Annotated in this window: 20 protein-coding genes and 1 pseudogene; 16 read left to right on the forward strand and 5 right to left on the reverse strand. The window is 55.2% G+C overall.

Features of this window, described 5'->3' with window-relative positions; translation table 11 throughout:
- The first annotated feature begins 5 nt into the window (after positions 1-5).
- The 15 genes and pseudogenes from LH23_RS15725 (at position 6) to cybB (ending at position 14,481) form a co-directional block, all read left to right on the forward strand.
- On the forward strand, positions 6-746 hold the full coding sequence (locus tag LH23_RS15725; RefSeq protein WP_039293029.1) for a T6SS immunity protein Tli3 family protein: 741 nt from the start codon (positions 6-8) through the stop codon (positions 744-746).
- Between the two features lie 13 nt (positions 747-759).
- Entirely contained in the window at positions 760-2,700 is a 1,941-nt protein-coding gene (locus tag LH23_RS15730; RefSeq protein ID WP_039293032.1) for a hypothetical protein, read from the forward strand.
- Positions 2,701-2,744: 44 nt separating this feature from the next.
- Positions 2,745-3,008, forward strand: coding sequence for a PAAR domain-containing protein (locus LH23_RS23525; protein WP_071842781.1), 264 nt, complete (start codon positions 2,745-2,747; stop codon positions 3,006-3,008).
- Positions 3,009-3,108: 100 nt separating this feature from the next.
- On the forward strand, positions 3,109-4,710 hold the full coding sequence (gene tssA, locus LH23_RS15735) for a type VI secretion system protein TssA (RefSeq protein WP_039293034.1): 1,602 nt from the start codon (positions 3,109-3,111) through the stop codon (positions 4,708-4,710).
- A gap of 59 nt (positions 4,711-4,769) precedes the next feature.
- On the forward strand, positions 4,770-6,524 hold the full coding sequence (gene tssF / locus LH23_RS15740) for a type VI secretion system baseplate subunit TssF (RefSeq protein ID WP_039296749.1): 1,755 nt from the start codon (positions 4,770-4,772) through the stop codon (positions 6,522-6,524).
- Complete coding sequence (tssG, locus tag LH23_RS15745) at positions 6,488-7,573, forward strand: type VI secretion system baseplate subunit TssG (RefSeq protein WP_039293038.1); 1,086 nt, start codon at positions 6,488-6,490, stop codon at positions 7,571-7,573. The genes tssF and tssG overlap by 37 nt, the downstream gene beginning before the upstream one ends.
- On the forward strand, positions 7,551-8,093 hold the full coding sequence (gene tssJ / locus LH23_RS15750) for a type VI secretion system lipoprotein TssJ (RefSeq protein WP_039293042.1): 543 nt from the start codon (positions 7,551-7,553) through the stop codon (positions 8,091-8,093). Before tssG ends, tssJ begins: the two co-directional genes overlap by 23 nt.
- Positions 8,094-8,095: 2 nt before the next feature.
- Entirely contained in the window at positions 8,096-8,551 is a 456-nt protein-coding gene (gene tssE / locus LH23_RS15755; protein WP_039293045.1) for a type VI secretion system baseplate subunit TssE, read from the forward strand.
- Positions 8,552-8,595: 44 nt separating this feature from the next.
- Positions 8,596-9,825, forward strand: coding sequence for a VasL domain-containing protein (locus LH23_RS15760; RefSeq protein ID WP_039293048.1), 1,230 nt, complete (start codon positions 8,596-8,598; stop codon positions 9,823-9,825).
- A 147-nt stretch (positions 9,826-9,972) separates the two neighbouring features.
- Entirely contained in the window at positions 9,973-11,667 is a 1,695-nt protein-coding gene (locus tag LH23_RS15765) for a methyl-accepting chemotaxis protein (protein WP_039293050.1), read from the forward strand.
- A gap of 125 nt (positions 11,668-11,792) precedes the next feature.
- A complete protein-coding gene (locus LH23_RS15770) occupies positions 11,793-12,071 on the forward strand; it encodes a VF530 family DNA-binding protein (RefSeq protein ID WP_039293053.1) in 279 nt (92 codons plus the stop codon).
- Positions 12,072-12,073: 2 nt separating this feature from the next.
- Positions 12,074-12,478: pseudogene (gene fos, locus LH23_RS15775) on the forward strand (fosfomycin resistance glutathione transferase); the annotation flags it as partial.
- The gene (locus tag LH23_RS23815) at positions 12,464-12,919 is read left to right on the forward strand and encodes an N-acetyltransferase family protein (protein ID WP_419672750.1); all 456 of its coding nucleotides are present in this window, start codon (positions 12,464-12,466) and stop codon (positions 12,917-12,919) included. The pseudogene fos and the gene LH23_RS23815, both read left to right, overlap by 15 nt.
- A gap of 86 nt (positions 12,920-13,005) precedes the next feature.
- Positions 13,006-13,800 (forward strand): YdcF family protein, encoded by a 795-nt coding sequence (locus LH23_RS15780; protein ID WP_039293055.1) that lies wholly within the window; start codon positions 13,006-13,008, stop codon positions 13,798-13,800.
- Between the two features lie 144 nt (positions 13,801-13,944).
- Entirely contained in the window at positions 13,945-14,481 is a 537-nt protein-coding gene (cybB, locus tag LH23_RS15785) for a cytochrome b561 (protein ID WP_039293057.1), read from the forward strand.
- Between the two features lie 10 nt (positions 14,482-14,491).
- On the opposite strand, the gene LH23_RS15790 is transcribed toward cybB, so the two are convergent.
- A complete protein-coding gene (locus tag LH23_RS15790) occupies positions 14,492-15,388 on the reverse strand; it encodes an AraC family transcriptional regulator (RefSeq protein WP_039293061.1) in 897 nt (298 codons plus the stop codon).
- A 124-nt stretch (positions 15,389-15,512) separates the two neighbouring features.
- Here LH23_RS15790 and LH23_RS15795 point away from each other — a divergent pair, with 124 nt between their 5' ends.
- Positions 15,513-16,400 carry an SDR family oxidoreductase gene (locus tag LH23_RS15795; protein WP_039296753.1) on the forward strand — a complete coding sequence of 296 codons (888 nt, stop codon included), beginning with the start codon at positions 15,513-15,515 and terminating at the stop codon, positions 16,398-16,400.
- Between the two features lie 41 nt (positions 16,401-16,441).
- Here the strand turns inward: LH23_RS15795 and LH23_RS15800 are convergent, their stop codons facing one another.
- From LH23_RS15800 to LH23_RS15815, 4 genes are all read right to left on the reverse strand, one after another.
- Positions 16,442-18,709, reverse strand: coding sequence for a TonB-dependent receptor domain-containing protein (locus tag LH23_RS15800; protein WP_039293064.1), 2,268 nt, complete (start codon positions 18,707-18,709; stop codon positions 16,442-16,444).
- Between the two features lie 90 nt (positions 18,710-18,799).
- Positions 18,800-20,908 (reverse strand): S9 family peptidase, encoded by a 2,109-nt coding sequence (locus tag LH23_RS15805; protein WP_156108046.1) that lies wholly within the window; start codon positions 20,906-20,908, stop codon positions 18,800-18,802.
- A gap of 81 nt (positions 20,909-20,989) precedes the next feature.
- Positions 20,990-21,778 carry a cell envelope integrity protein TolA gene (locus tag LH23_RS15810; protein ID WP_039293066.1) on the reverse strand — a complete coding sequence of 263 codons (789 nt, stop codon included), beginning with the start codon at positions 21,776-21,778 and terminating at the stop codon, positions 20,990-20,992.
- Between the two features lie 6 nt (positions 21,779-21,784).
- Positions 21,785-22,657: a ChaN family lipoprotein gene (locus tag LH23_RS15815; protein WP_039293070.1), complete on the reverse strand. Its 873-nt coding sequence runs from the start codon at positions 22,655-22,657 to the stop codon at positions 21,785-21,787.
- Positions 22,658-22,767 lie beyond the last annotated feature (110 nt).

A 22,767-nucleotide genomic window follows, 5' to 3' on the forward strand; every position in this document is an offset into this window, starting at 1 on the left:
GAGTCATGATGAATCTGATTATACGGATGTGCTTTATATATAGTGTGTTTGTTCTGAGTGGTTGTGTCGCGGGTCCTTATGGTGGCGGTGTTGCCTTTGTGAATCCGTTTTCTGCAACAAATAACACACAGAAAGAACCGGAAAATAAAAAACAGCAACCTGAGGTGTATGGTCCGCCGCAGATAATTTATCACATTGATAAAGACCGTTACTTTACGTTGGAAGAATACACGCGTTGTGAAAACGGGAAAACATTTTACAACAATAAAGCGAAAGGTATTCACGTTAAAGTGGCAAATACCTCAGGATATATGTTCAAAGGGCGTTTCTTCTGGCTCTCCAGCCGTGATGACTATTTAGCATTTCCATTAAATGATGAAAAGCCTGCCTGCCGCGGCTCCGACAAGGGGTGTATGAATGTCGTGGCGGTGACAACCGATGGTGGAAAAACTCTGCGTTCGGTGACGTACGGGTCAAATACGCAAGATCCCAATGGCGATACAAAAGATTACGATATGCTGGTGACCAATGACGGATTTTATATGATTGAGTATGCTTTTAAGGAACGATCTCCGACTAGTGCTTATGCTTTGAAGTGGACATTTAGCCCTGCATCCAAGGAATCAAACCCCGCTTATCCTGGGGTAACGGGGCCAATTTATCAACCTGAACTTTCATTTGATGTTTCTCAGGTACCCCAAGAAATTATGAAATGTGATCGTAAACTGGAACCAAAACACCAGTAGGAAGGATTATCAAATGAATAGAAAAACATCTCCTACACGAAAGGTTGAAGTTTATACTACGGATAATGGCACTCCATTTTCTTACTCTGTGACATCACATAAAAACGTTAAAGTTAATGCAGAGGTTCAACCTCCTTTGCAACTACCTGGCCTGATTATATTCGTTCACGGAGTAAACTCTGAGGGTGAATGGTATGACCATGCTGAAAAGGCACTGTGTGACGGATTAAATGAACGGCTGGGATTGTCATCTCTGGATGAGAAATTTAGATTACTAGAGAATAAATATGAAAAAGCTTACTGGAATGAAGAACATACTGCTTGGATAGTGCCACCTCGAAAAATAACTGAAGAAGGCCGTTCTCCTGTTATTCGTTTCTACTGGGGGTATCGTGCTGCGGATAATACAACGGATAAATATGCTATCCCACTTAAAAATAAGCAGGGTGATAACTATTACGACCTGACGCCTGAGCAGCAAAAAAGCGGAGGCCCGTTTTACTGGGGAGGTGGCCCGTTCCAGAATGGTTGTAACCAACTGGTCAGCTTATGGAGCGATAAAGGGTTTGATAACTGGCCTTCTGCGCTGGGGGTTCCTGTTCCATTCAGTACGCAATTACTGAACGGAGAGCGAGATAGATTATTAACGGCAGCCCCTCCACGTCATTATTATGCTCACGCAGCAGGTCGTCTGGCAAAGCTCATTAAAACCATCCGTAATAAACATCCTGAAGATACGGTGACCGTGATCTCTCACAGCCAGGGAACCATGATCGCATTGGGCGCAGCTGCAATAGAGGCGCCTGATGCACTTTTTGTGATGAATTCCCCTTATGCACTGGATAATGAAATGACAACTTATATTTCATATCCCATGGATGAAATTATCAGTAAAGAAGCCAGAGAAGCGACCTTTGCCGATATTGTGAAGAAAGTCGCTGAAAACAAAACGCGTTTGAAACAGCAGGGATGTGGCCGATTACTGGCCGGAGCCAGCAGTGATGGTGAAAGCTGGACGCCGGAAGGTAAAACCCATGGAGGCGTACCGGAGCGCGATAACCATGGAACTACCTGGATCTACTGCAATCCTCATGACCGAGTAATGGGGTCTGCACCTTTGCGCAGTATTGGCTGGCAGGGATTGCCAAACACTGAGAAAAGCCATTTTACTGAATCTCACCTTCTTTTTAAGGCCGCTGGTGACACCTTATACGTGCGTATGCTTGGACGAAATACACCTTGCGGCAATGTACCTGACACTCAGACTCATTTCAGCAATCTTGGTGATGGAAAGCCATTTTGGGACAGTACCACCACCTTTATGCAGAAGATGACTTGGCCTGAGCCTGCTGGCGACCAGAAATTGTCCATAAACGCGCCACGGGTTCCCGAGCCTCTTTCAGCAGACGAGCTTAAAGATTTCGATGAGGATTATCGCAGCAAAGAAAAACAAACCGGTCCGGTTGGCTATGGTTATGGGCAAATTGATCCTAAATTGAATACCCCTATTGATGTCGACTATCGCTATTACATATCACTCTACGGTTATTTTGATCAGAAAATGATCCCCAAAAAAGAGACTGGTTATTATCAGCCGGGACCTGGTTCTAAGGATGACCGTACTAGGTATGAAAAACAGTCCAGAGCAGAAATGCTGGAAGATGTGCGTACTTATGTTCAACGACCGACAGACCACAGCACTTTGCCAGCGGACGAACGCTTTATGAAAAGAGTTGTTGCTTATGATTTACCCATCGGATATTGCTGGCATTCGTGGGACAGAGAAAGTCTTGCTGAACTACGCTACCAAGCTGACTGGTTAGAAAGCGACGACTATTACTGGACAGGTAAGCTGACGATCCCTGCCATGCCTGCAATTATAAGAAGGGACGTGGCCAGTGATGCTGCAGAAAATAAAGCACATGAAATGGAAAGGCTTCAACGTAAAAAATAACCCAATGGGTGCAATGCAGGCATTTTAATTTTAAGGAATGAAATATTGGAAAGTTTGCCGTTGTTTTAGAAGATGCCACTACGCATGGTGGTAAAGTCACATCAGCCTCATCCAGCTTCGATATTTCAGGGAAGAATGCTGCACTATTAAATGACACAGTATCTTGTCCTGAGCACGGCACAAATAAAATTATTGAGTGCGATGTTTCTGCGTATGAAGAAAATGGGCGTGGAATTGTATTACATGGCTGCAGAACGCAATGCCGAGCAATAGTCATTGCAAGCATGCAGGATATGGAGGTTGATTGATGGGATGGTCACTGCCCGAAAGGATATTCAGCGTGAACAACGCTGCGGCACAGGCGCTGATGGGCGACGCTGATAGCCATAACATGGATGAACTGAACTAATGCATTCTCTACACAATCTCGTTTCAGCCTGCCAGGTGGAGGAAACTTTGCTTCGGCAACAGGCGCAGGCCCGAATCGAACACTGGGATCACTGGCTGACGCCAATCAATGACGCCTCGTTAACAGGAGAGGATCCCGGCTATGACGATGATTTTCAGCGTATCCGGGAAGAGGTTAACCAGCTCTCGGGGATTGATACCGGCCTGATTTGTACCCTGGCCGAAAAACTGCTGACAACCACCGCCAAAGATATCCGGGTTGCCACCTACTATTGCTGGGCTCGTTTGCACCAGGACGGGGAAGGCGGGTTCGCCGAAGGGCTGGAGCTACTGGCGGGGATGCTGCAACGCTTTGGTTTGCAGCTTCACCCACAGCGAGATCGCAGTCGAAAAGCCGCGCTGGAATGGCTGGCCGGTTCTCGCGTGCTTGCCAGCCTCTCACTCTATCCGGAAGTGGGGCGGGAGGATGCACAGCGTACTCTCGGCGCGCTACTTTTGATTGCCGACAGCCTCGAAGCCGGGACTGGTGAATCCCGCCCGGAGCTGAATGCGTTACACAGCGCGCTGGAATCACGCCTGGTGAAGGCCGGCGGAGTGGACGCCGTGGTACCGCAAAACGCCAGCGACGCTGTGCAAACCTCGTATGACGCCGAAACGGCAGGCAGCCCGCCGCCAGTACTCAGCCGCATTACTTCCGGGCAGGACCTTTTGGCTCAGGCTCGAATTCTGACGAGCTATCTGCGCGAGCAACCCGGAGGCTGGCTGGCGGCTCATCGGCTGATGAAAAGCCTTCGCCACGACACGCTGCAAGAGATTCCTGCTCCAGACGGAAAGGGAAATACCCGCATCGAACCGCCGCGCGCCGATCAGCGGGCAATGCTCAAGCGTCTCTATCTGCAGCAAAGCTGGTCGGAAATCCTTGAGCAAGCCGACAGCAACTTTTCCCGCGGGGCCAATCACCTGTGGCTTGACCTGCAGTGGTATATCCATGAAGCACTGGAGAAGTCGGGGCAGGATGTACTGGCTGGCGTCATTATTGCCGATTTGAAAGGATTTCTTCGCCGGCTCACCGGGATAGAAACGCTGGCGTTTAATGACGGCACGCCCTTTGCTGACGAGGTGACGCTGAACTGGATTAACCAGCACGTCCTGGCCGATGTTACAGGCTATAAAGATGAGCCGGTCAGCGCCGGCAGCGCGGTTGACAACGATATCCTGGCGCTTGAGCCAGAGGCGCTGGAAAAGGCGGACAGCGAAGGTCTGGAGGCCTCGCTGCAATGGCTGCAGACGCGTCCGGGTGCGGATTCGACCAAAGATAAATGGCTGCTTCGCCTGTTGATGGCTCGCGTGGCTGAACAGAAAGGCAAAAACGAACTGGCCCTGCATTTGCTCGGGGAGCTGGACTTTTCAGCCCAATCCATCACGCTCGCGCACTGGACGCCCGCGCTGCTGTACGAAGTCAAATCCCGCCGCCTCCGACTGCTGCGTATGAAAGCGGCCCGCAGTGAAACCGACAAATCACGCCTCCAGCCTGAGATGGACCAGCTTCTGTCCGGCCTGATTACGCTCGACCCGGCCAGTTCCGCCGTGTTGTGCATCTGATTACCTTTCAGGTAGTCGGGTTCTATTTCATCAAAAACACTTACTCCGCACAGAAAATTATGGACGACTTAACCCTGCGTTATTACGACGCCGAAATGCGCTACCTGCTGGAAGCCGGGGAAGAATTTGCCCGTGCACACCCCGAACAGGCGGCGATGCTTAATCTCGATAAAGCGGGCGCGCGCGACCCGTACGTGGAACGCCTGTTTGAAGGCTTTGCCTTCATGATGGGGCGGCTTCGCGAAAAACTGGATGACGACCTGCCGGAGCTGACGGAAGGGCTAGTCAGCCTGCTGTGGCCCCATTACTTGCGCACTATTCCGTCGATGTCGGTGGTAGAGCTCTCGCCGGACTGGCGTGAAATGAAAGAACCTGTGCGCATCGCGAAGGGTTTTGAGGTCCTTTCCCGGCCAATCGGCGAAAAAGGCACGCGCTGCCGTTACACCACCACCCAGGAAATACATCTGCAGCCACTCTCGCTGGAGAAGGTTCGGCTGGCAACGGACCCAGAGGGCCGCTCGGTGATTACGCTGCGATTTCACTGCGGCAGCCTGGCGGACTGGAGCCGCATCGACCTCAGCGATCTTGCCCTGTACTTCAACGCCGATGCCCCGCTGGCCTGCGCGATGCATGAAGCCTTCACCCTGAACGTCGAGCGAATACGCCTGCGTTTGCCTGGAGATACGGATGGTGAACCTTTTGACGGGCATTTCACCGCCAGGGGTTTTAGTGAAGGCGATACTTTATGGCCGAAGGGCAACAGCAGTTTTAGCGGCTACCAACTGCTGCTGGAATACTTTACCTTCCGCGAAAAATTCATGTTTACCGGCCTTCACGGGCTGGAAAAAATCGTCTTCCCGGCTGGTCTTGCGTGGTTTGAAATCGACGTGGTGCTGGCTGAGCGATGGGAGCATGACTTCAGCTTTACCGAAAAACATCTGCGGCTGAACTGTGTCCCGGTGGTGAATCTGTTCGCGCTGGAGTCTGACCCGCTGACCCTGAATTCCCTGCAAACGGAATATCTGCTGCGCCCGATGCGCGTGCAGGATGGTCATACAGAGATTTATGCCGTGGACTCCGTCATGTCCGCCAGCCAGCATACTTACGTACCGTTCTCAAGCTTCCGACATAAAGGCGGCATGATGCGCCATGAAGCCCCGGAGTATTACTACCACACCCGCATCCGCCGAGGCCCGTCGGGGCTGCATAACACCTGGCTTGTGCTCGGTGGCGAAGCATTTGATAACCATACCGTGCCGGAAAATGAGAGCCTGTCTCTGACGCTGACGGGCACCAACGGCCAGCTCCCACGCCGCGCGCTGCAAAGTACGGTGCTCGATACGGTGATGAAAACGCCCTCGGTCAGCATGACGGTGCGTAACCTTTGCGCGCCAACGCAGCCCTGTTACCCCCCTGCGCAGGATCGCTTCCACTGGCGCGTGCTCAGCCATCTCGGCAGCAGTTTTCTTTCGATGATGGACAATGCGGAAGTGCTGCGCGGCACGCTGGCGCTGTATGAGTGGACGAACAGTGAAATGAACCGCCGTCGGCTGGAGGCGATTGTCGACGTGAAGCACGGAGAAACCGAGCGCTTCGAACAGGGCTTCCTGGTGCGCGGCGTGCAGATTGAGGTGACGCTCGACAGTCACGGCTTTGCCGGGCGAGGCGATGTTTGCCTGTTTGGTGAAATGCTCAGTCGCTTCTTCGCGCTGTATACCGATATCTACCTGTTTAACCGCCTGATTATTATTCTGCAGCCAACCGGAGAGCGTCTCGAATGGGAAGAGAAACACAGCCGTCGCATCCCCGGCTGATCCCGCGCCTGGAAGACGACTTACAGCGGATCAACTTTTACCGATTTTGCCAACTGCTGGAGAAACGCAATGCAGATAAACCACCGTTGGGGGCGACCAGCCATCCGGCTAACGATCCCGTGCGTTTTGCGCCTCATTCCGGAATGGGCTTCCCCAGCAGTGAGCTGAAATCCGTGGAATATGACGCGGAAGATATCACCCAGCCGCCACGCATCCGTACCACCTTTATGGGGCTGTACGGGGTTGATTCCCCGCTGCCGACAGCCTATCTCGACGACATTACCCAGCGGCGGGAAGGGCATGAGGCGCTGCAGGGATTTCTGGATATCTTCAACCACCGTTTTCTGACGCAGTTTTATCGCATCTGGCGGAAATACTCTTACCCGGCAACCTTCGAACCCGGCGGGGCCGATACGATCTCGCAGTCGCTGCTGGGGCTGGTTGGGCTGGGGATCCCCGGCACGGCAAACCATATCGCCACGCCGGTATCGCTTTTTTTAGCCTTGCTCGGCGTGCTGCGCCAGCCCGGAAAAACAGAAGAAGGCATTCAGGCTTTGGTGAGCCTGCTGGCGCCCGACACCACGGTTCGGGTCAGACCGTATTGCCTGCGGCCGGTGGAAATTAGCCAGCCGCTGGGGTTTCACGGCGACGAGGACTTTCTGCTGGACGGCAACACGCCGCTTGGGGATGAAGCGCAGGATGCCAGCAGCCAGCTTCTGATCGCGCTGTCCACCGACAATGCGCTGGAGTCCGGGGCCTGGAAGCCGGACGGCCAGCTCTATCAGGACTTTCTCGTGATGCTGCGGGTTTACCTCGGCTGGCGTTTTAAAGCAAAAATTACCCTGACCACCGCGACCCGACTGCTGGCCGTGCCCCCGCTGGGCGACGCGCCTTTCTGGCTGGGCATGAACGGCGTGCTGGGTGCCGAAGACAGTACATTCCCGGACGATATGCCCCAAAGTTTTACCACGGAATTGGGTTATTACCGCGGCCTTCAGCCCGCGAAACAACAACAAGGAAATCGGCATGTTAGATACCAGTTTGACTAAAATTCGGCGCTGGCCGCTAGCCCTGCTGGCGCTCAGTCTCACGGGCTGCGGCCTGACACAAAGCGTCAGCGACGGCACAAAATCCGCCTTTAGCTCGGTGTTCTACAAAAAAATTAAGGTGCTGCATCTGGACTTCGTGGCCCGTGAAGAATTGAACACGGATACCCGCGAAAGCAACGCATTTTCAGCCCCGGTACTGGTGCGTATTTACCAGCTTAAAGAGGCTAAAACATTCGAAAACGCGCTGTACCAGCAGCTGTTGAAAGAGGGGGATACGCTCCTGCAAGACGATCTGCTGGCGAGTCGGGACGTGATAATTAAGCCGGGCGGGAGCGCCAGCCTCGATATGCCTATGGAAACAAACACCCGATTTGTTGGCGTCGTGGGACTGTTCCGTCAGCCAGACCAGGAAAAAAACACCTGGAAACTGATCCTCGACCGTGAGGCGCTGGACCCGGATAAACCCCGTGTGATTGAAGTCGGGAGCAACCAACTAACGCCGATCCCGGAGAAGGAGTAGCTATGCCACAATCTCATCGAACGCCGTCTCTGTATGACATGCTGCTGGGCAACTTTTCCGGCGAACTCCCGCTCCAGCAGGTTAGCGAAGAAAACCAGGTTATTTTGTCTGTACTGGATAACATGCAGCGCATTCTCAACTGCCGCGCGGGGACGCTGGCCCATCTGCCGGATTACGGCCTGCCGGACATGACGAAAATCCTGCAAGGAATGCCGGGCACGGCCCACCAGTTGATCAACGCTCTGGCCAGCGTATTGCTGAAATATGAGCCACGCCTGCAAAGCATCAACGTGGCGCTGCTCGAGCAAACCCAGCCCGGCGAACTGCGTTACGCCATTGATGCGGAACTTAAAGGACTCGGTCTCGTGCGTTACGGCACTGAGTTTATGCCGGAAGGCCGGGTGCTGTTACGCCATTTGAAACAGCAGCAATATCTGGATAGCAAAGCCAGCCTCTGAGCTGCGACCTGTCATTTTCTGTCAATCACCAGAAGAACAATCCCGTGAATAAATCCCATCAAATTAAAACCGGCGGCGATCCGCGCGCCTTGCCGGACTATGCGCTGCTGCGTGATGAACTGGCTAAACTTTCCCATCCCGCCAGGCCGGACGTGGACTGGAACCGGGTGGAACAGCTCAGTCTGTCGCTTTTCCGCCAGAACGGTGTTGAGCTGCAAACGGCAGTCTGGTACACGCTGGCGCGCACTCGCCTGAGCACACTTGCGGGGCTGAATGAGGGGCTAGCGCTGCTGGAGGCGCTGTTCGTGCATCAATGGGGAATCATGTGGCCGCAGCCGGTGCATGCCCGAATGGAGATTCTGGCCGGATTCAGCCATCGCCTGCAGGCGCAGTTGCGTACGTTAACCCTTAAATACAGCGACCTGTCTCAGGTTTACCAGGCGGAGCAGCACCTGAACGTTTTGCGTGACGTCCTGCAGCGGCTGGAGCTGAAAAATGCCAGCCAGATGGAGGGGCTGTGCCGGTTTATGCAGACGGCCGCCGTCAGGCTTGAAAACGCTGAGGTCGGGCACAGTGAAAGCGCTGCCGTAGTGTTACCTGCCTCAGCGTTACAAAGCGTCAGCGAGCCAGCGCTACAAGAACCGCTGATCTACGTTACCCACGAAAAGGTCGCTGAGCCTCGCATTGCCGTGGTAAATCCAGACGCTGTTTCACGCCAGGCATGGAAAAGCTTCTCTGCGGGCATGTTGACTATGCTGCTGATTGGCGCGGCAGGTTTGCTGGGCTGGCGGCAGCTCAACCCGGCTCCCGTTAGCCCGCTGCCGTTGGTAGCGGATGAAATTGCGCTGGAAAAACTCAGTCAGCTCCCGCCACTGTGGCTGCAGAACTACGGTTTTGCGCTGGCAGAACGAGGCAGCCCTGAACAAATTGAAGGCTTGAAAGCACAATGGATGCGGCAGCTAAGCGGCAACGCCTTGCCTGGTGAAGCGCTTAGCGGCTGGCATCAGGGAATGGACGGCCTGAGCGATCTGACTCGCCGTCTGAATGCGCTGGATGAACGCAAGGGCAAATACCTGACCGGCTCCGAGCTAAAATCCATGGTGTTCACGATCACTCAGCATTTTTCACGCAGCGTGCCGCTTGAAGAGCGCCTGTATTTGCTGAGCCAGGTCCCGGCGGGCGAGCCGCTGCCAGACGGACAGCTGGCGCAAACTGATATGCACTTCAGACAATTATTGAACCGCTACGCGCTGATAAAAGATCAAGCAGAATAGCGGTAGACACAAACCTGTGATCCACTTAACTCTCCGGGACTTCTTTGAGCTTCATTAACGCAAATCTGTGACGTAGCGCGTAATGTTTTTCCGCAACGGGGCCGATGACCTTTGAAGGGAATTCCCCATACAAAGAGAGTCACGGACATGTCGATAAAAACTCTGACCCCACAAAACGGCGTGCGCTTCTGGCATCACATCCGGCTGGTGCCGCTGTTTTCCTCTATTCTCGGCGGCATTCTGCTGCTGTTTGCACTATGTATCGGTTTCGCCAGTTATTTTCTTATCCAGAGCGATCGTGCGCTTCAGGACGTCACCGAAGAAATTCAGGTGCGAATGGGGCTGGCGGACAGCGCTAACCATCTGCGTACGGCGCGTATCAACCTGATCAACGCCGGGGCTGCAAGCCGCGTGGCGGATATGGATCAGGTGAAGCAGAACGTGTCCAATGCCGAAGGGCTTATCAAGCAGGCGCAGGCTGGCTTCAACGCTTATCTGGCGCGCAAAGTGAAAACGCCGGCAGATCAGGCTTTAGACAAAGGACTGCAGGATGATTTTGCGGCCTATCTCGAAAAAGGGATGAAGCCGATGCTGAAGTTCGCCAAAAACGGCATGTTCGAGGCGATCATCACCCATGAAAGCGAAGTGGTGCGCAAGCTGGATGGCGATTACGATGCCAAACTGCAGCAGGCCGTCAACATCCGTACCGACAGGGCGAACGCACTGAGAGAGCAGGCCGACAGCCGCACCCGCACCAGCGTGGCGTTAATGGCCGGAGCCTTTGCGCTTGCGCTGTTTATGACGGTGTTCACCTTCATCATGCTGCGTCGCGTGGTGATTGGCCCGCTGCAGCGCGCCGCGAAGCGCATCGAGCACATCTCTGAGGGTGATTTGACGCTGCCAGCAGAGGCGACTGGCAACAGCGAAATTGGCAAACTCAGCCAGCATTTGCAGCATATGCAACAGCAACTGGTGAGTACCGTCAGCACGGTACGTGAAGGGGCCGAGGCTATCTATCAGGGCTCGAGTGAAATTTCCGCCGGGAACACCGATCTTTCTTCCCGCACCGAGCAGCAGGCGGCGGCCATTGAACAAACCGCCGCCAGCATGGAACAGTTGACCGCCACGGTGAAACAAAACGCCGACAATGCCCATCACGCGACAAAGCTTGCGGAAGATGCCTCCCAGAAAGCCAGCGACGGCGGGCGTATTGTTTCTGGCGTGGTCAGCACCATGGACAACATCTCCGCCAGTTCGAAGAAAATCTCTGAGATCACCGCGGTGATCAACAGCATCGCTTTCCAGACCAATATTCTGGCACTGAACGCCGCCGTTGAAGCGGCCAGGGCGGGGGAGCAGGGGCGAGGTTTTGCCGTGGTGGCAAGCGAGGTGAGAACACTGGCACAGCGTAGCGCCCAGGCGGCAAAAGAGATCGAGGGGCTTATCAGCGAATCCGTGTCGCTGATCGACAGCGGCTCCCGCCAGGTGGCGCAGGCCGGCACCACGGTGACCGGGATTGTGGAGGCCGTCCGCCGCGTGACCGATATTATGCTGGAAATTGCCGCGGCTTCTGATGAGCAAAGCCGGGGCATCCAGCAAGTCGGGCAGGCGATACACGAAATGGATAACGTCACGCAGCAAAATGCCTCGCTGGTGGAGGAGGCGTCGGCCGCCGCCGTTTCTCTGGAAGAGCAGGCCGCCCGTCTGACGGAGGCGGTTGGAGCCTTCAGGCTAACGACAAGTTTTGCCACTGCGCCGCAAAAACACTCCGTCATTTCTTCCTCAACATCCGCTACTGTTCGCCCGGCGACGGCCTCTGCCGACAACTGGGAAACCTTCTGATTTACCTCTCGCGGCTCAGAAATGGGCCGCCTCTCACTTCTTTGAGCTTCGTCTCTGCACGCTGTTGCGCCTCACCTGCAGAATCAGTAAGGTGTGCGCAAATTGACGAAATAGCTGGAATAAACATGAGTTCAAAAGATCCGCTGCACGGCGTGACGCTTGAAGCGTTGCTTAACGCTCTGGTCGAACGTTACGGTTGGGCCGAAATGGCGCGGCAGGTAAATATCAACTGCTTTAAAAGCGATCCCACCGTTAAGTCCAGCCTGAAGTTCCTACGCCGCACACCCTGGGCGCGCAAAGAAGTGGAAGAGATGTACATCGCCTCTCTGGATGAACCAGAGACTAAAAACGATGTACCTGCAGACAGCCCCTGGGCCAACTGGCAGGCTAAAAATAAGGAATAACCATGCTAACCGGCCTGAATCACCTGACGCTTGCGGTGCGCGACCTGGCGCGGAGCCTGGTGTTTTACCAAAGCCTGCCGGGTATCAGGCTGCATGCGCGCTGGGACGCCGGGGCCTATCTTTCCTGCGGTGACTTATGGCTTTGTCTTTCTCTGGACGCAAAGGCCGGTGAGCGGCCCGTGCATTATACCCACTACGCGTTCAACGTGAGTGCAGGGGCCTTTCCCCGAATGGTTAAGGCGCTGGAACAGCAAGGCGTGCGGGTCTGGAAAGACAACCGCAGCGAAGGGCATTCCTTCTACTTTCTTGACCCGGATAACCACCAGCTTGAGCTTCACGTCGGGGATTTAGCCAGCCGCCTTGCGGCATGCCGGGCAAAACCTTATCAAGGGATGACTTTTCAGGACGATGGCCTGACGGTGCGGCAAGCCTCGCTCGAGGAGATCCTCGCGCTTTATCACCGCCTGCCCGAATTTGAAGACTGTAGAAGCGTGGCGGATCTTCAGGCTCGTCTCGCAACGAACCAAAGCAGCCAGCTCATTGCCTGTGTGAACGGCGTTCCCGCCGGGTTTAAACTCGGCTATGCGCTCGGTGAGACGGAGTTTTACAGCTGGCTCGGGGGCGTTTTACCCGAGTTCAGGCGGGACGGCGTCGCTCAGGCCTTGCTGGCCGCGCAGGAAAAATGGGCGATGGAACAGGGCTACCGCACGCTGACCGTGAAAACCCGCAACAAATTTCGCGGTATGCTGATGCTGCTGGTCAAAAACGGCTATCAGCTTATCGAAGTAGAGCAGAAGGGCATGCCGGCCGATTACCGCCTGCTGCTGCGCAAGTCGCTGGCAGCCTGAAACAGCCCTTTCAGTCGCATCTGATAGGCGTGTTACCTTGACCGGGGTAGGCTACACGCTGGTTTTTAACCGGGAGGATCCCGCTCATGATGACGTCCCCAACCCTGAACCAGCCGACAATTCAGGCCGTTAATACGCTCGGCCAGTGGCTGGCGCAAAGCGACTTTACTGGCACACCGCAGGCACAGGATGCCGATTTGATTATCCTGGCCGGTAACGCCGTGATCCCAACCCTCGAGGCCGCGTGTGAGTTTGCCGCCAACAGCGAAAAAACGCTGCTCATCACCGGTGGAATAGGCCATTCCACAACGTATCTCTACGCGGAAATTGCTCGCCACCCGCGCTATAACACCATTCCTACCACCGGGCGTGCCGAAGCGGCGATAATCAAAGACATTGCCCACCAGTTCTGGAAAGTCCCGAGTGAAAACATTATCACCGAAGAGAAGTCGACCAACTGCGGGGAAAACGCGCGCTTTAGCGTGGACAAAATGGCCGAACTTGGCCTCAATCCCGAACGAGTGCTGATTGTCCAGGATCCGACCATGCAGCGCCGCACCGTTGCGACTTTTGCTCGCGTCTGGCAGGGCAACGCGCAGGCGCCGGAATGGCTAAGCTGGCCCGGCGTGATACCGGCATTGGTCGAGGGAGAACAGGGCACTATTTTTGCCGGAGAGGCTGATGGTTTGTGGCCGATCGAGCGCTATGTTTCGCTGGCGCTGGGCGAAATTCCTCGTCTGCGTGACGACGCAACCGGCTATGGTCCGCAGGGGCGAGACTTCATCGTTCACGTTGATATTCCCCCTCAGGTAATGGCCGCCTGGCACGCTCTCCAGCAGGATATGGCACTGAGCGCACTGATCCGCGAGCGCGGGCTGTAAACCTTGAGCTTTGCCCTGAGAAACGTTAAGGCTAAAAAATTACACGCTGAAACAAATTAACGTCCATAATATGTTGATGTTAATACTCTTTTAATGTTTCTTCGTTATCCTGGCATTCAACGTCATTTCAGGGCAGAGGCTCTTATGCGCACTAAATACACCTCGGTACAGATTTCGATCCACTGGCTGGTTTTTCTGCTGGTCGTGGGGGCTTATTGCGCGATGGAACTGCGTGGTTTTGCCCCGCGCAGCTACCGGCCGCTCATTAATTCTATCCATTTCACCTGCGGCATTTCCGTGCTGGTGCTGATGGTTGCCCGCCTGTTGGTGCGCATCAAATATCGCGCGCCGGCCATTGTGCCAAAGCCGCATCCGGCAGTGACCGGCATCTCTCATCTGGTTCACACGATTGTCTATCTGATGTTTATTGCGCTGCCGGTGCTGGGCTTTCTGGCAATGTACTATCGCGGCAGTGACTGGGTGGCCTTTGGGTTACAAATGCCGGTGGCGGCGGTGCCGGACGAAGACCTGGAGTTCAGCATCAAATCCTGGCATGAGCTTATCGCCAACACTGGCTATTTCGTGATTGGTCTTCACGCCTTCGGCGCGCTGTTTCACCATTACGTCTGGAAAGACAACACGCTGTTACGGATGATGCCTGGCAAACGCCAGCAACCCTGATTGCCTGCCGCTAGCCTTTTGAATACTGCCGGGGTGAGCAGCCCATCACCCGCTTGAAAGCCTTACCAAACGCGCTTTCCGATTCATACCCCAATGTCATCGCAATACGCGCCAGGGAATCACCGGACTGGCGCAACCTGTCGCAGGCCAGCATCATGCGCCAGCGCGTCAGGTAATCGATAGCGGATGCCCCCGTCACCGCTTTAAACCGGGCGGCAAACACCGACCGCGACATTCCCACGCGCTCCGCCAGTTTTTCCAGCGTCCAGTTGAAGGCAGGCTCTTTATGCATGCAGGTCAGAGCCAGACTGAGCTGTTTATCCGCCAGCGCATACAGCCAGCCTACGGCGGGTTGCTGAGCTAAGTGCAGTCGCAAAGCCTGAATCAGCAGCATCCAGGCGAGCTGCTGGACGATAAGCGCGCTGCCGGGGCGAGGGTGGCGAACTTCATCGGTCATTTGATCCAGCGCCCAGCGCATGGCGGCCTTACTTTCAGGCTGCTGAATGCAGACCACTGGCGGCAAAGAACTCAGCAACAGATCGGCCGCTTCCCCGCTCAAAACAAAATGCCCGCCGACCAGGAAACAGCTTTCCTGTTGGCCGGGGACAACGTCAGGCCCCAGCTTCCCTGCCTGACGCAGCGTGTAGAAATCTATAGGTGCGGCATCAAGTCCGGTCGCCAGGCAAAACGGCGGCCCCGGCGGCAGAAGATAACAGTCACCGGCCTGAAGCAACTGCGGCTCACTCATACCGTCAACCGAAAGCCAGCAGCGGCCGGACACCACGGCATAACACTTGATGCCGGCATGCTCAGGCCATTGGATGGACATATCTTCATGCAGGGCCACACCGCCGGAGGCATAGCTTTGGGGTTTCAGCAGGGAAAGCAGTTCAGACAGCGGATCCATAGCAACTCCGGACGATGAGACCAAAAATGGCGACTTTTGAACATTGTTCGTATTCCCCCCTCTGTTTACAGTAAATCCCGTCGGACGGCAACTCAGTCCTCAGTGACGGTTTGGGGTAATGACTATGCGTATTTTTGTCACCGGTGCGACCGGTTTTCTTGGCTCGGCCATCGTGCAACAACTGCTTGCCGCCGGGCATCAGGTACTGGGGCTAACGCGTACTCAGCGTGGAGCCGAGGCTTTATCAGCCTGGGGTGCAAAAGCACATTATGGCGATCTGGATGACCTCGCCAGCCTGCAGCACGGGGCGGATCTTGCTGACGCCGTGATTCACACTGCGTTTAATCATGATTTTTCTAACTTTGTCGCCAACTGCGAGGCGGACGGGAAAGTGATTGCCGCCATGGGGGACGCGCTGGTGGGCTCGGCTCGCCCGATGGTGATCACCTCTTTTGTGGCTATGGGCGCTACTGAACCGGGCAAACCGGCGACGGAAGCGGGGTATAACCTTCTGACGCCCAATCCGCGTAAGGCCACGGAAATTGCCGGGGTCAGCGTGCTTGAGCGGGGCGTTAACGCCTCATTTGTGCGGCTGCCGCAGGTGCATGACACCTTCAGGCAGGGGCTCATTACGCCGCTGATCGAGCTGGCGCGCGACAAAGGCGTAGCGGCTTATATTGGCGAAGGAGAAAACCGCTGGTCGGCGGTGCATCTGAGCGATGCCGCCCGTCTTTATGTTCAGGCGGTGGAGAGAGGCGTGGCGGGGGAGCGCTATAACGCCGTGGCGGAAGAAGGGATCGCCACTAAAACGATCGCCGAAACGATCGGGCAGGGGCTTGGTGTGCCGGTACGCAGTATTGCCGCCGACAAAGCCAGCGATCATTTTGGCTGGCTGGGAAGTTTTGCCGCCCACGACATGTCGGCCTCAAGTGCCGCCACGCAGCAAAAAACCGGCTGGCGGCCAACCGGACAGGGGCTGATTGAAGACTTGCAGAAGATGAAATACCGCTAATTGTCCGTCGCCCGGCGTGATACCGGGCGACGGGATGGCAATCAGAAGCGAACTTCGCCGCCAAAGATCCAGGTTCTGCCGCGCGCGGTGTTTGCCCGGCTGGCATCATCCCCAGGCCCTGGCATCATATTGAGCTTGTTCAGCGCCTCGGAGTAATCCCGGTTCATCAGGTTTTGTACCGTGAGTTTCAGCATCAGATTACGGTTCACCTCATAAGTGCCGTAGAGGTCGATAATGGTCGGGATCTGCGGCAAATCCTCTTTAATGATCGCGCCGGTATGTTCATCGGTTTCAAAATCAGGCGACAGCCGCCGCGCTTTACCGGTGTACTTCACTATCGTCCCGAGGGTCAGGGCCTTATCAAAGAAGCGTACCCCGGCATCCAGGGTCATGTATTTCCGTGGTAGTTCGGTAATATCCCCCGCGCCAAAGTAGGTGCTAGCGATAGACGTGGGCTGGTCGGTCTGCTGCTGGCTGAAGGAAAGTCGGCTGAAGGCGAAGCCTGCGTCGTAGTCCATCTCCAGCTCCACGCCATGAGCGGTAACGCCGCTGGCCGAGTTCACGTAAATGTACATATTGTCGCTGTACTCGTCGCTGATGTCCGCCCAGTCATTGCCAAGTACTTCGGTCATGCTGCATTTTCGCCCGCTGGAGCAGACCTGGTAAGACTCGCTGTAAATATAGTTCTGGATCCTGCTGCGGTAGGCCAGCGCCTTAAAGCGCAGAGAATCCTGCTGAACGAGCAGATCTTTGGTGTCGATATTAAAACCGGCCTGCCAGGTTTCCGCGCGCTCAGGCTTTAAGAACGGGTTCATGGACGCACCGCCGGAGTTGGAGAAAAACATCTCCTGAATATTTGGCGCACGCATCGATTTACTGTAGCCGACAAATGGCTGAAGCCACGGCGTAACCTGGGCCGACAGCTGGACCGATGGGTTAAAACCGCTTTCTCGCTCATCGACGTCGTAACTTCCCTGGGGGACGCAGACAACGCGTTCGTCACAGGGCGGTTTATGCCCGGTGATTCTGTTGCGCGTGTAGTTAAGGTTAAGATCCGCCTGCCAGATACCGCGCGTGACCTGTAACCCGGTATATAACGCCGAAATATCCTGCCGCCCGGAAGGGGCGAATGGATTGTTTTCTATCGCCTCCTGGTTGGTTTTCTCATCGCCCGCAGCAGCATTAATGATCTTGGTGTAACGGGTACGCATTAGCTTACTGCCCAGCGTAAACGCCAGGTCGTTATCGCCCAGGCTAAAACGGCTGGTGTTGTTTACATCCAGCGCATCGGAACGGTTTTGCGCGGAAGTGCTGTAAAACGTGTACAGCGAATCATCACGGTATTTCTGATCGCCGCGGCTGGTGCTGGCCGTAACGTTAAAATCAATCAGCTCAGAAAACGGGGCGTAGTGATACTTAATATAATAATCATCGCTGGTGATGTCGCGGCGGGAGAATCTATTTTCATAGGTTCTGGCCGATAGCTCGAAACTATTAAACTCATCAGGCTTAATATCCATTTTATAAAGCTGGGATTTCGGGTTCTGCTTCATAAATTTATCGTAACCAAACTCTTCGCTATTAATGCCGGAGCCGTTAGAAAAATTAGAATAAATAGAGCTACCGCTGATGGCGGCCATCGCACCGAAGCTCCCGGTGTCGGTAAAGGCGTCCGTTCTTCCGGCCGCCGCAATCATCCCGCTGCGGCCGATCCCGTTGCTGCCGACTGAGAAGCGCGACCTCAGCCCGTAATCATTGCCTTTAAAGATCACGTCATCGACACCCAGGGTGCGCATGTTTGCGCTGCCTGCAAGGGCGTTGATTCCCGCAGAGCCACTGCTGTCACCGCGCGTAACATCTACGCCGACCAGAAAATTCGGGTCGATGAGTACGCCCGCCTGGTTATTGGTGGAGCCGTGAACGGTTGTGCCGGACGTGGTGGTGCCGTAGAAGCTTTGGGTAATGCCATCCACCATGGTGTTCACCCGGCCAAAGCCGCTCATCCCGCGAATGTTCACGCTCACCGTCCCCTGGCCGGGATCGATTTGGGTATAGGTGCCTGGCATGCTGCGCAGCGTGGCATCCAGAGATTGCAGGTTTTTATCCGTGGCGCGTGAGCTGGTTGCGCCAGGTTTTTCCAACGCTTCTTGCTCGCGGGTAATGTTTCCGGCAGAAACATTAAGTGGGCTAAATATCACCGAACCTTTTTTATCCCCGTTAGTTATTTCATCATTATTTTTTGCCAATCCGCTGGCGCTGAGCAATAACATGCCCGAGCCGAGAGTTACGGCCAGTTTATTAACGTTCATACGTGTCCTTGAAGTATTGTAATAAAATAAAAGTTATTTTTATTATTATGTCGCCTGAGCTGGCCTTCCCATTAAAGGAAGGCTTTCAGGTTAGCGCTGTTTATCTGCCTCCAGAATAAAACTGTATTCGAGGGCGGTATTCTCCAGACGTTTTATTCGGCCAGATTTACCGCCGTGCCCGGCCTGCATATCGGTCAGCAGAAGGATTTTGCCCGACCCCCGTTGGTTTTCCCGTAGCTTCGCAACCCACTTTGCGGGCTCCCAGTACTGCACCTGCGAGTCATTGAGGCCGCTGGTCACCAACAGATTCGGGTAGTGCGAAGGCTTAACGTTGTCGTAAGGGCTCCAGGATTTGAGCTGCAGATAGTCCGTTTCACGATGCGGGTTGCCCCATTCGTCATATTCTCCCACCGTGAGCGGCAGGGATTCGTCCAGCATGGTTGTCACCACGTCCACAAAAGGCACCTGCGCGACCACGGCATTGAAAAGCGTGGGTTGCTGATTAATCACATTACCCATCAGCAAGCCCCCGGCGCTTCCACCCATGGCGTAAAGCCTGCCGGTCTGCCCGAAGCCCAGCTTAACCAGGCCGTGGGTCGCATCAAGAAAATCATTGAAGCTGTTCGGCTTGTTTTCCAGCTTCCCCTGCTGATACCACTGCTGGCCCAGTTCACCCCCGCCGCGAACGTGCACGATAGCGAATACAAAACCACGGTCCAGCAGGCTGAGGCGGTTGGCGCTGAAGGCCGGATCCATGCTCATTCCGTAGGCACCATAGCCGTAAACCAGCAGCGGACTGTGGGCCGGTTTAAACATTTTCTTGTTATAAACTAGCGAGACAGGCACCTTCACACCGTCACGCGCGGTAACCCAGATTCGTTCGCTGTGATAGTTCTGTGGCGAGGTGTTATTAACCTCCTGGCGTTTGAGCAGGGTACGTTCGCCGCTGGCCAGATCCCATTCATAAGTGCTTGTAGGCGTGGTCATCGAAGAGTAGCCATAGCGCAGCTTGCTGGACTGAGGATCCGGGTTATAGCCGAGCCAGGCCATATAGCTGGCGTCATCAAACTGCAGCGTCTGCTCACTGTGGCTCAGCCAGTTAATCTTGCGTATCTGACTCAGCCCGTCCCGGCGTTCAGCCACCACCAGCCAGTCTTTAAACAGGGTAAATCCTTCCACCATTATATTGGCGTCAGGCGCAACTACAGCCAGCCACTTGTCGCCGGGCGCGTGGCTTTTATACAGTCCAAAATTGGCGCTTTCCTGGTTTGCACGCAGGTAGAATTCGCCCTCAAAATGGTCAAGATAATATTCAATCCCCGGCCTGCGGGTGGCGAAAAGCACAGGAGGTGTTTCGGGCTTATCCGCATCGATCAGACGAGCTTCCGATGAGGTGCTGGCGCTGAGCGTGATAATTAAATAGCGGTCCGATGCCGAACGGGAAAGCCCGAGATAATAGCCGCCGTCAGTCTCTTGATAGACCAGCACATCCTCGGCGACAGGCGTGCCAGGGCGATGCCGCCAGACCTGCGAGGGTACCAGCGTTTGCGGGTTATTACGGAGGTAAAACAGGTAGCGCCCGTCATTAGACCAGACCATATTCCCGGAGGTGTTTTCGATCTCATCCGGGAGCCATTGCCCGCTGTTTAAATCGCGCAGTGACAGGCGATACTGGCGACGGCCCGTCGTGTCTTCGGCAATCGCCATCATCTGATTATCCTGACTGACGACCAGGCCGCTTCGCTGGTAATAGGCCTGGCCTTTGGCGCGTAGGTTGCCGTCCACCAGCGTTTGCCAGTCGCCTTTGCCCCCGACGGACTGCCGCTGGCTGACGGCGTATTCTTGCCCGGCCAGATAAACATCCTGATAGCGATAACCGTTTCGCTGGAAGGGCACCGAGCGGTTTTCCGGGCTCATTCGTGCAACCATTTCCCGATACAGCCTGTCCGTTAACACTGCGGACGGCTTCAGTACCTCGCGGGCATAGTTATTTTCGTCCTCAAGATGACGCAACACTTTCGCGTTGCTGCGGCTGTCATCCCTGAGCCAAAAATAGTTATCCACGCGAACATCGCCATGCTCAATAAGCTGGTGGGGGATTTTTGGCGTAGCCGGGGGCTGCGGCACGTCAGCGATTGCCCAACTGGCTGGCAGCGAGCAGACGAGGAGCAGTGGCGTGGCTTTCCATAGTTTTTCCATGAGGCGTCCTTAATGTCGGGCGATGGCACGCCCTGCCGAATATTCAGCATAAAGTTAACGTTCAGGTTGTGGGGCTTAGCGCTAGCTTCGGCTAAGTTCCGTCAGGTCGAAATTGATTGGCATTGTGACGTTATACACGCCTCCCTTTAAGCGCTCGGCAGGTGGTTTCGGCAGCGGCTGGGCACGTTCTAAAACGGCCACGGCTTCTCGATCAAGCGAGCGCGTTCCCGATGAACCGGTCAGAGAACTGGCAACAACTGTGCCCGCAGCATCCACGGTAAACGTCACCACTGCGATGCCCGTTCTGGCACGCTGACGGGCATCGCCAGGGTAGCGTTTGAAGCGGTTGAGATGGCCTTTGACCCGACTCTCCCAGGCGTCCTGCTGGCTATTTTGTTTCTCGGCATCGCTGTGGTAAGGCGCGGCAATACGCGATGAAACCACGCTGGGCGGAGGGGCGGCATTGGTCGAGATGGCCGCCTGGCTGTTGTCGCTGGTTTGCTCCCGGACGTTGCGAGGTGGACGAGGTTTTTTCTTCTCACCTTCGGCGGCTTTTTTCCGACGGGTGACTTCAATTAGCGCGTCTTTATCTTCTGGCAGCGGCCTTTGCTGCTTATCTTCGGCCTGCCGCTTTTCCTCAGCGGCCGCTGACTCCTGCTGGGCGATACCCACCGGAAGCGGGACGGGGACTGGTGGGGCTTCGATATCCTCCGCCCATTCCAGCATGACGGCGGGCGCTGGCTGCAGGGCCGGCGGCGTGTCAGAGACCTGCCAGATTAGCGCTAAAAAAAGGCCTCCGTGGAGAAGGAGAGACAGCGTAAAGCCCGTGCCGCTTCTTCCCGCCAGAGAAGGAGTAAACGTGTCTGTCATCCACGGTTACCGTTTTGCCGGAGCAGGTGCAACAAACCAGACATAATCAGCCTGATCCGCAGTGATATTCATGCCTTTTTCCGCCAGCATCAGTACAACCGGCAGCGACGGCGGAGACAAGTCTTCCATATGCAGCGGCACGCCGATGCTTCTGGATGCATGATAGCCGCCGGCAATCAGCAAAGCGGGCGTTGGGGCGTTCAACAATTGCTGGGCCATATAGCGATCGCGCTGCTGCTGAATCGCCAGCATCGACGTCAGCTGCTGGCCTTCGATATTGCCGCCGTGCATGGAAATAATCGTTTCCTTCAGCGCGGCCTGAACGGCGGGCGCAGTTGATTTTTTCCCTTCCGGAAAGCGTGGGGCTTTATAAAGGCGCATTATCTCATCGCGGTTGATATTGGCGTTGAGCAAAGGTGAGGGCGCGCGCAGGGCTTCGGTCACAACGCAACCGTACATCTCCCACGGCCAGCCTTTTTGCCAGTGAAGCAGTGCCTGAATGCGGCTGTCCCGCACCTGCGGCTCCTCTTTCAGCCAGGCTTTCACCTGGTTGACGCGCGGTTGCTGGTCAGCGGTCAGCATTTCCAGCAAGACGCTGCCCTGAGGGCGCTCTTTTTGCAGATTCTGCAGCAGCCAAAGTTCAATGTGATGGTGTTCGGCGTTATCGTGCTTTTCGCCGACGATAAGCCGCTGAGCGCCCGCGAGTTTGACCAGCAGCTGCCGTTCAGTCAGCGTTTCGCCACTCTGCAAATCAATGATTTGCCCACGCGTGACGGCGGCATGGCTTGCCGCTTGAGGAGAGTGAGTGGTTTGGCTGCAGGCGCTGAGGCCCAGGCTGGCTAACGCTATCAAAGACGTAAGGATCAATTTTTTATGCATATCTTTTGCCCGGAGGTAGCCTTCACTGGCTGTTAGTCTTGATGTCGATCAATTTACCGCGGGCAGGATGTTAACAAACAATAAACTTAAATGATACTCATTATCATTTA

This window comes from Cedecea neteri (assembly GCF_000758305.1).
Lineage (GTDB): Bacteria > Pseudomonadota > Gammaproteobacteria > Enterobacterales > Enterobacteriaceae > Cedecea > Cedecea neteri_C.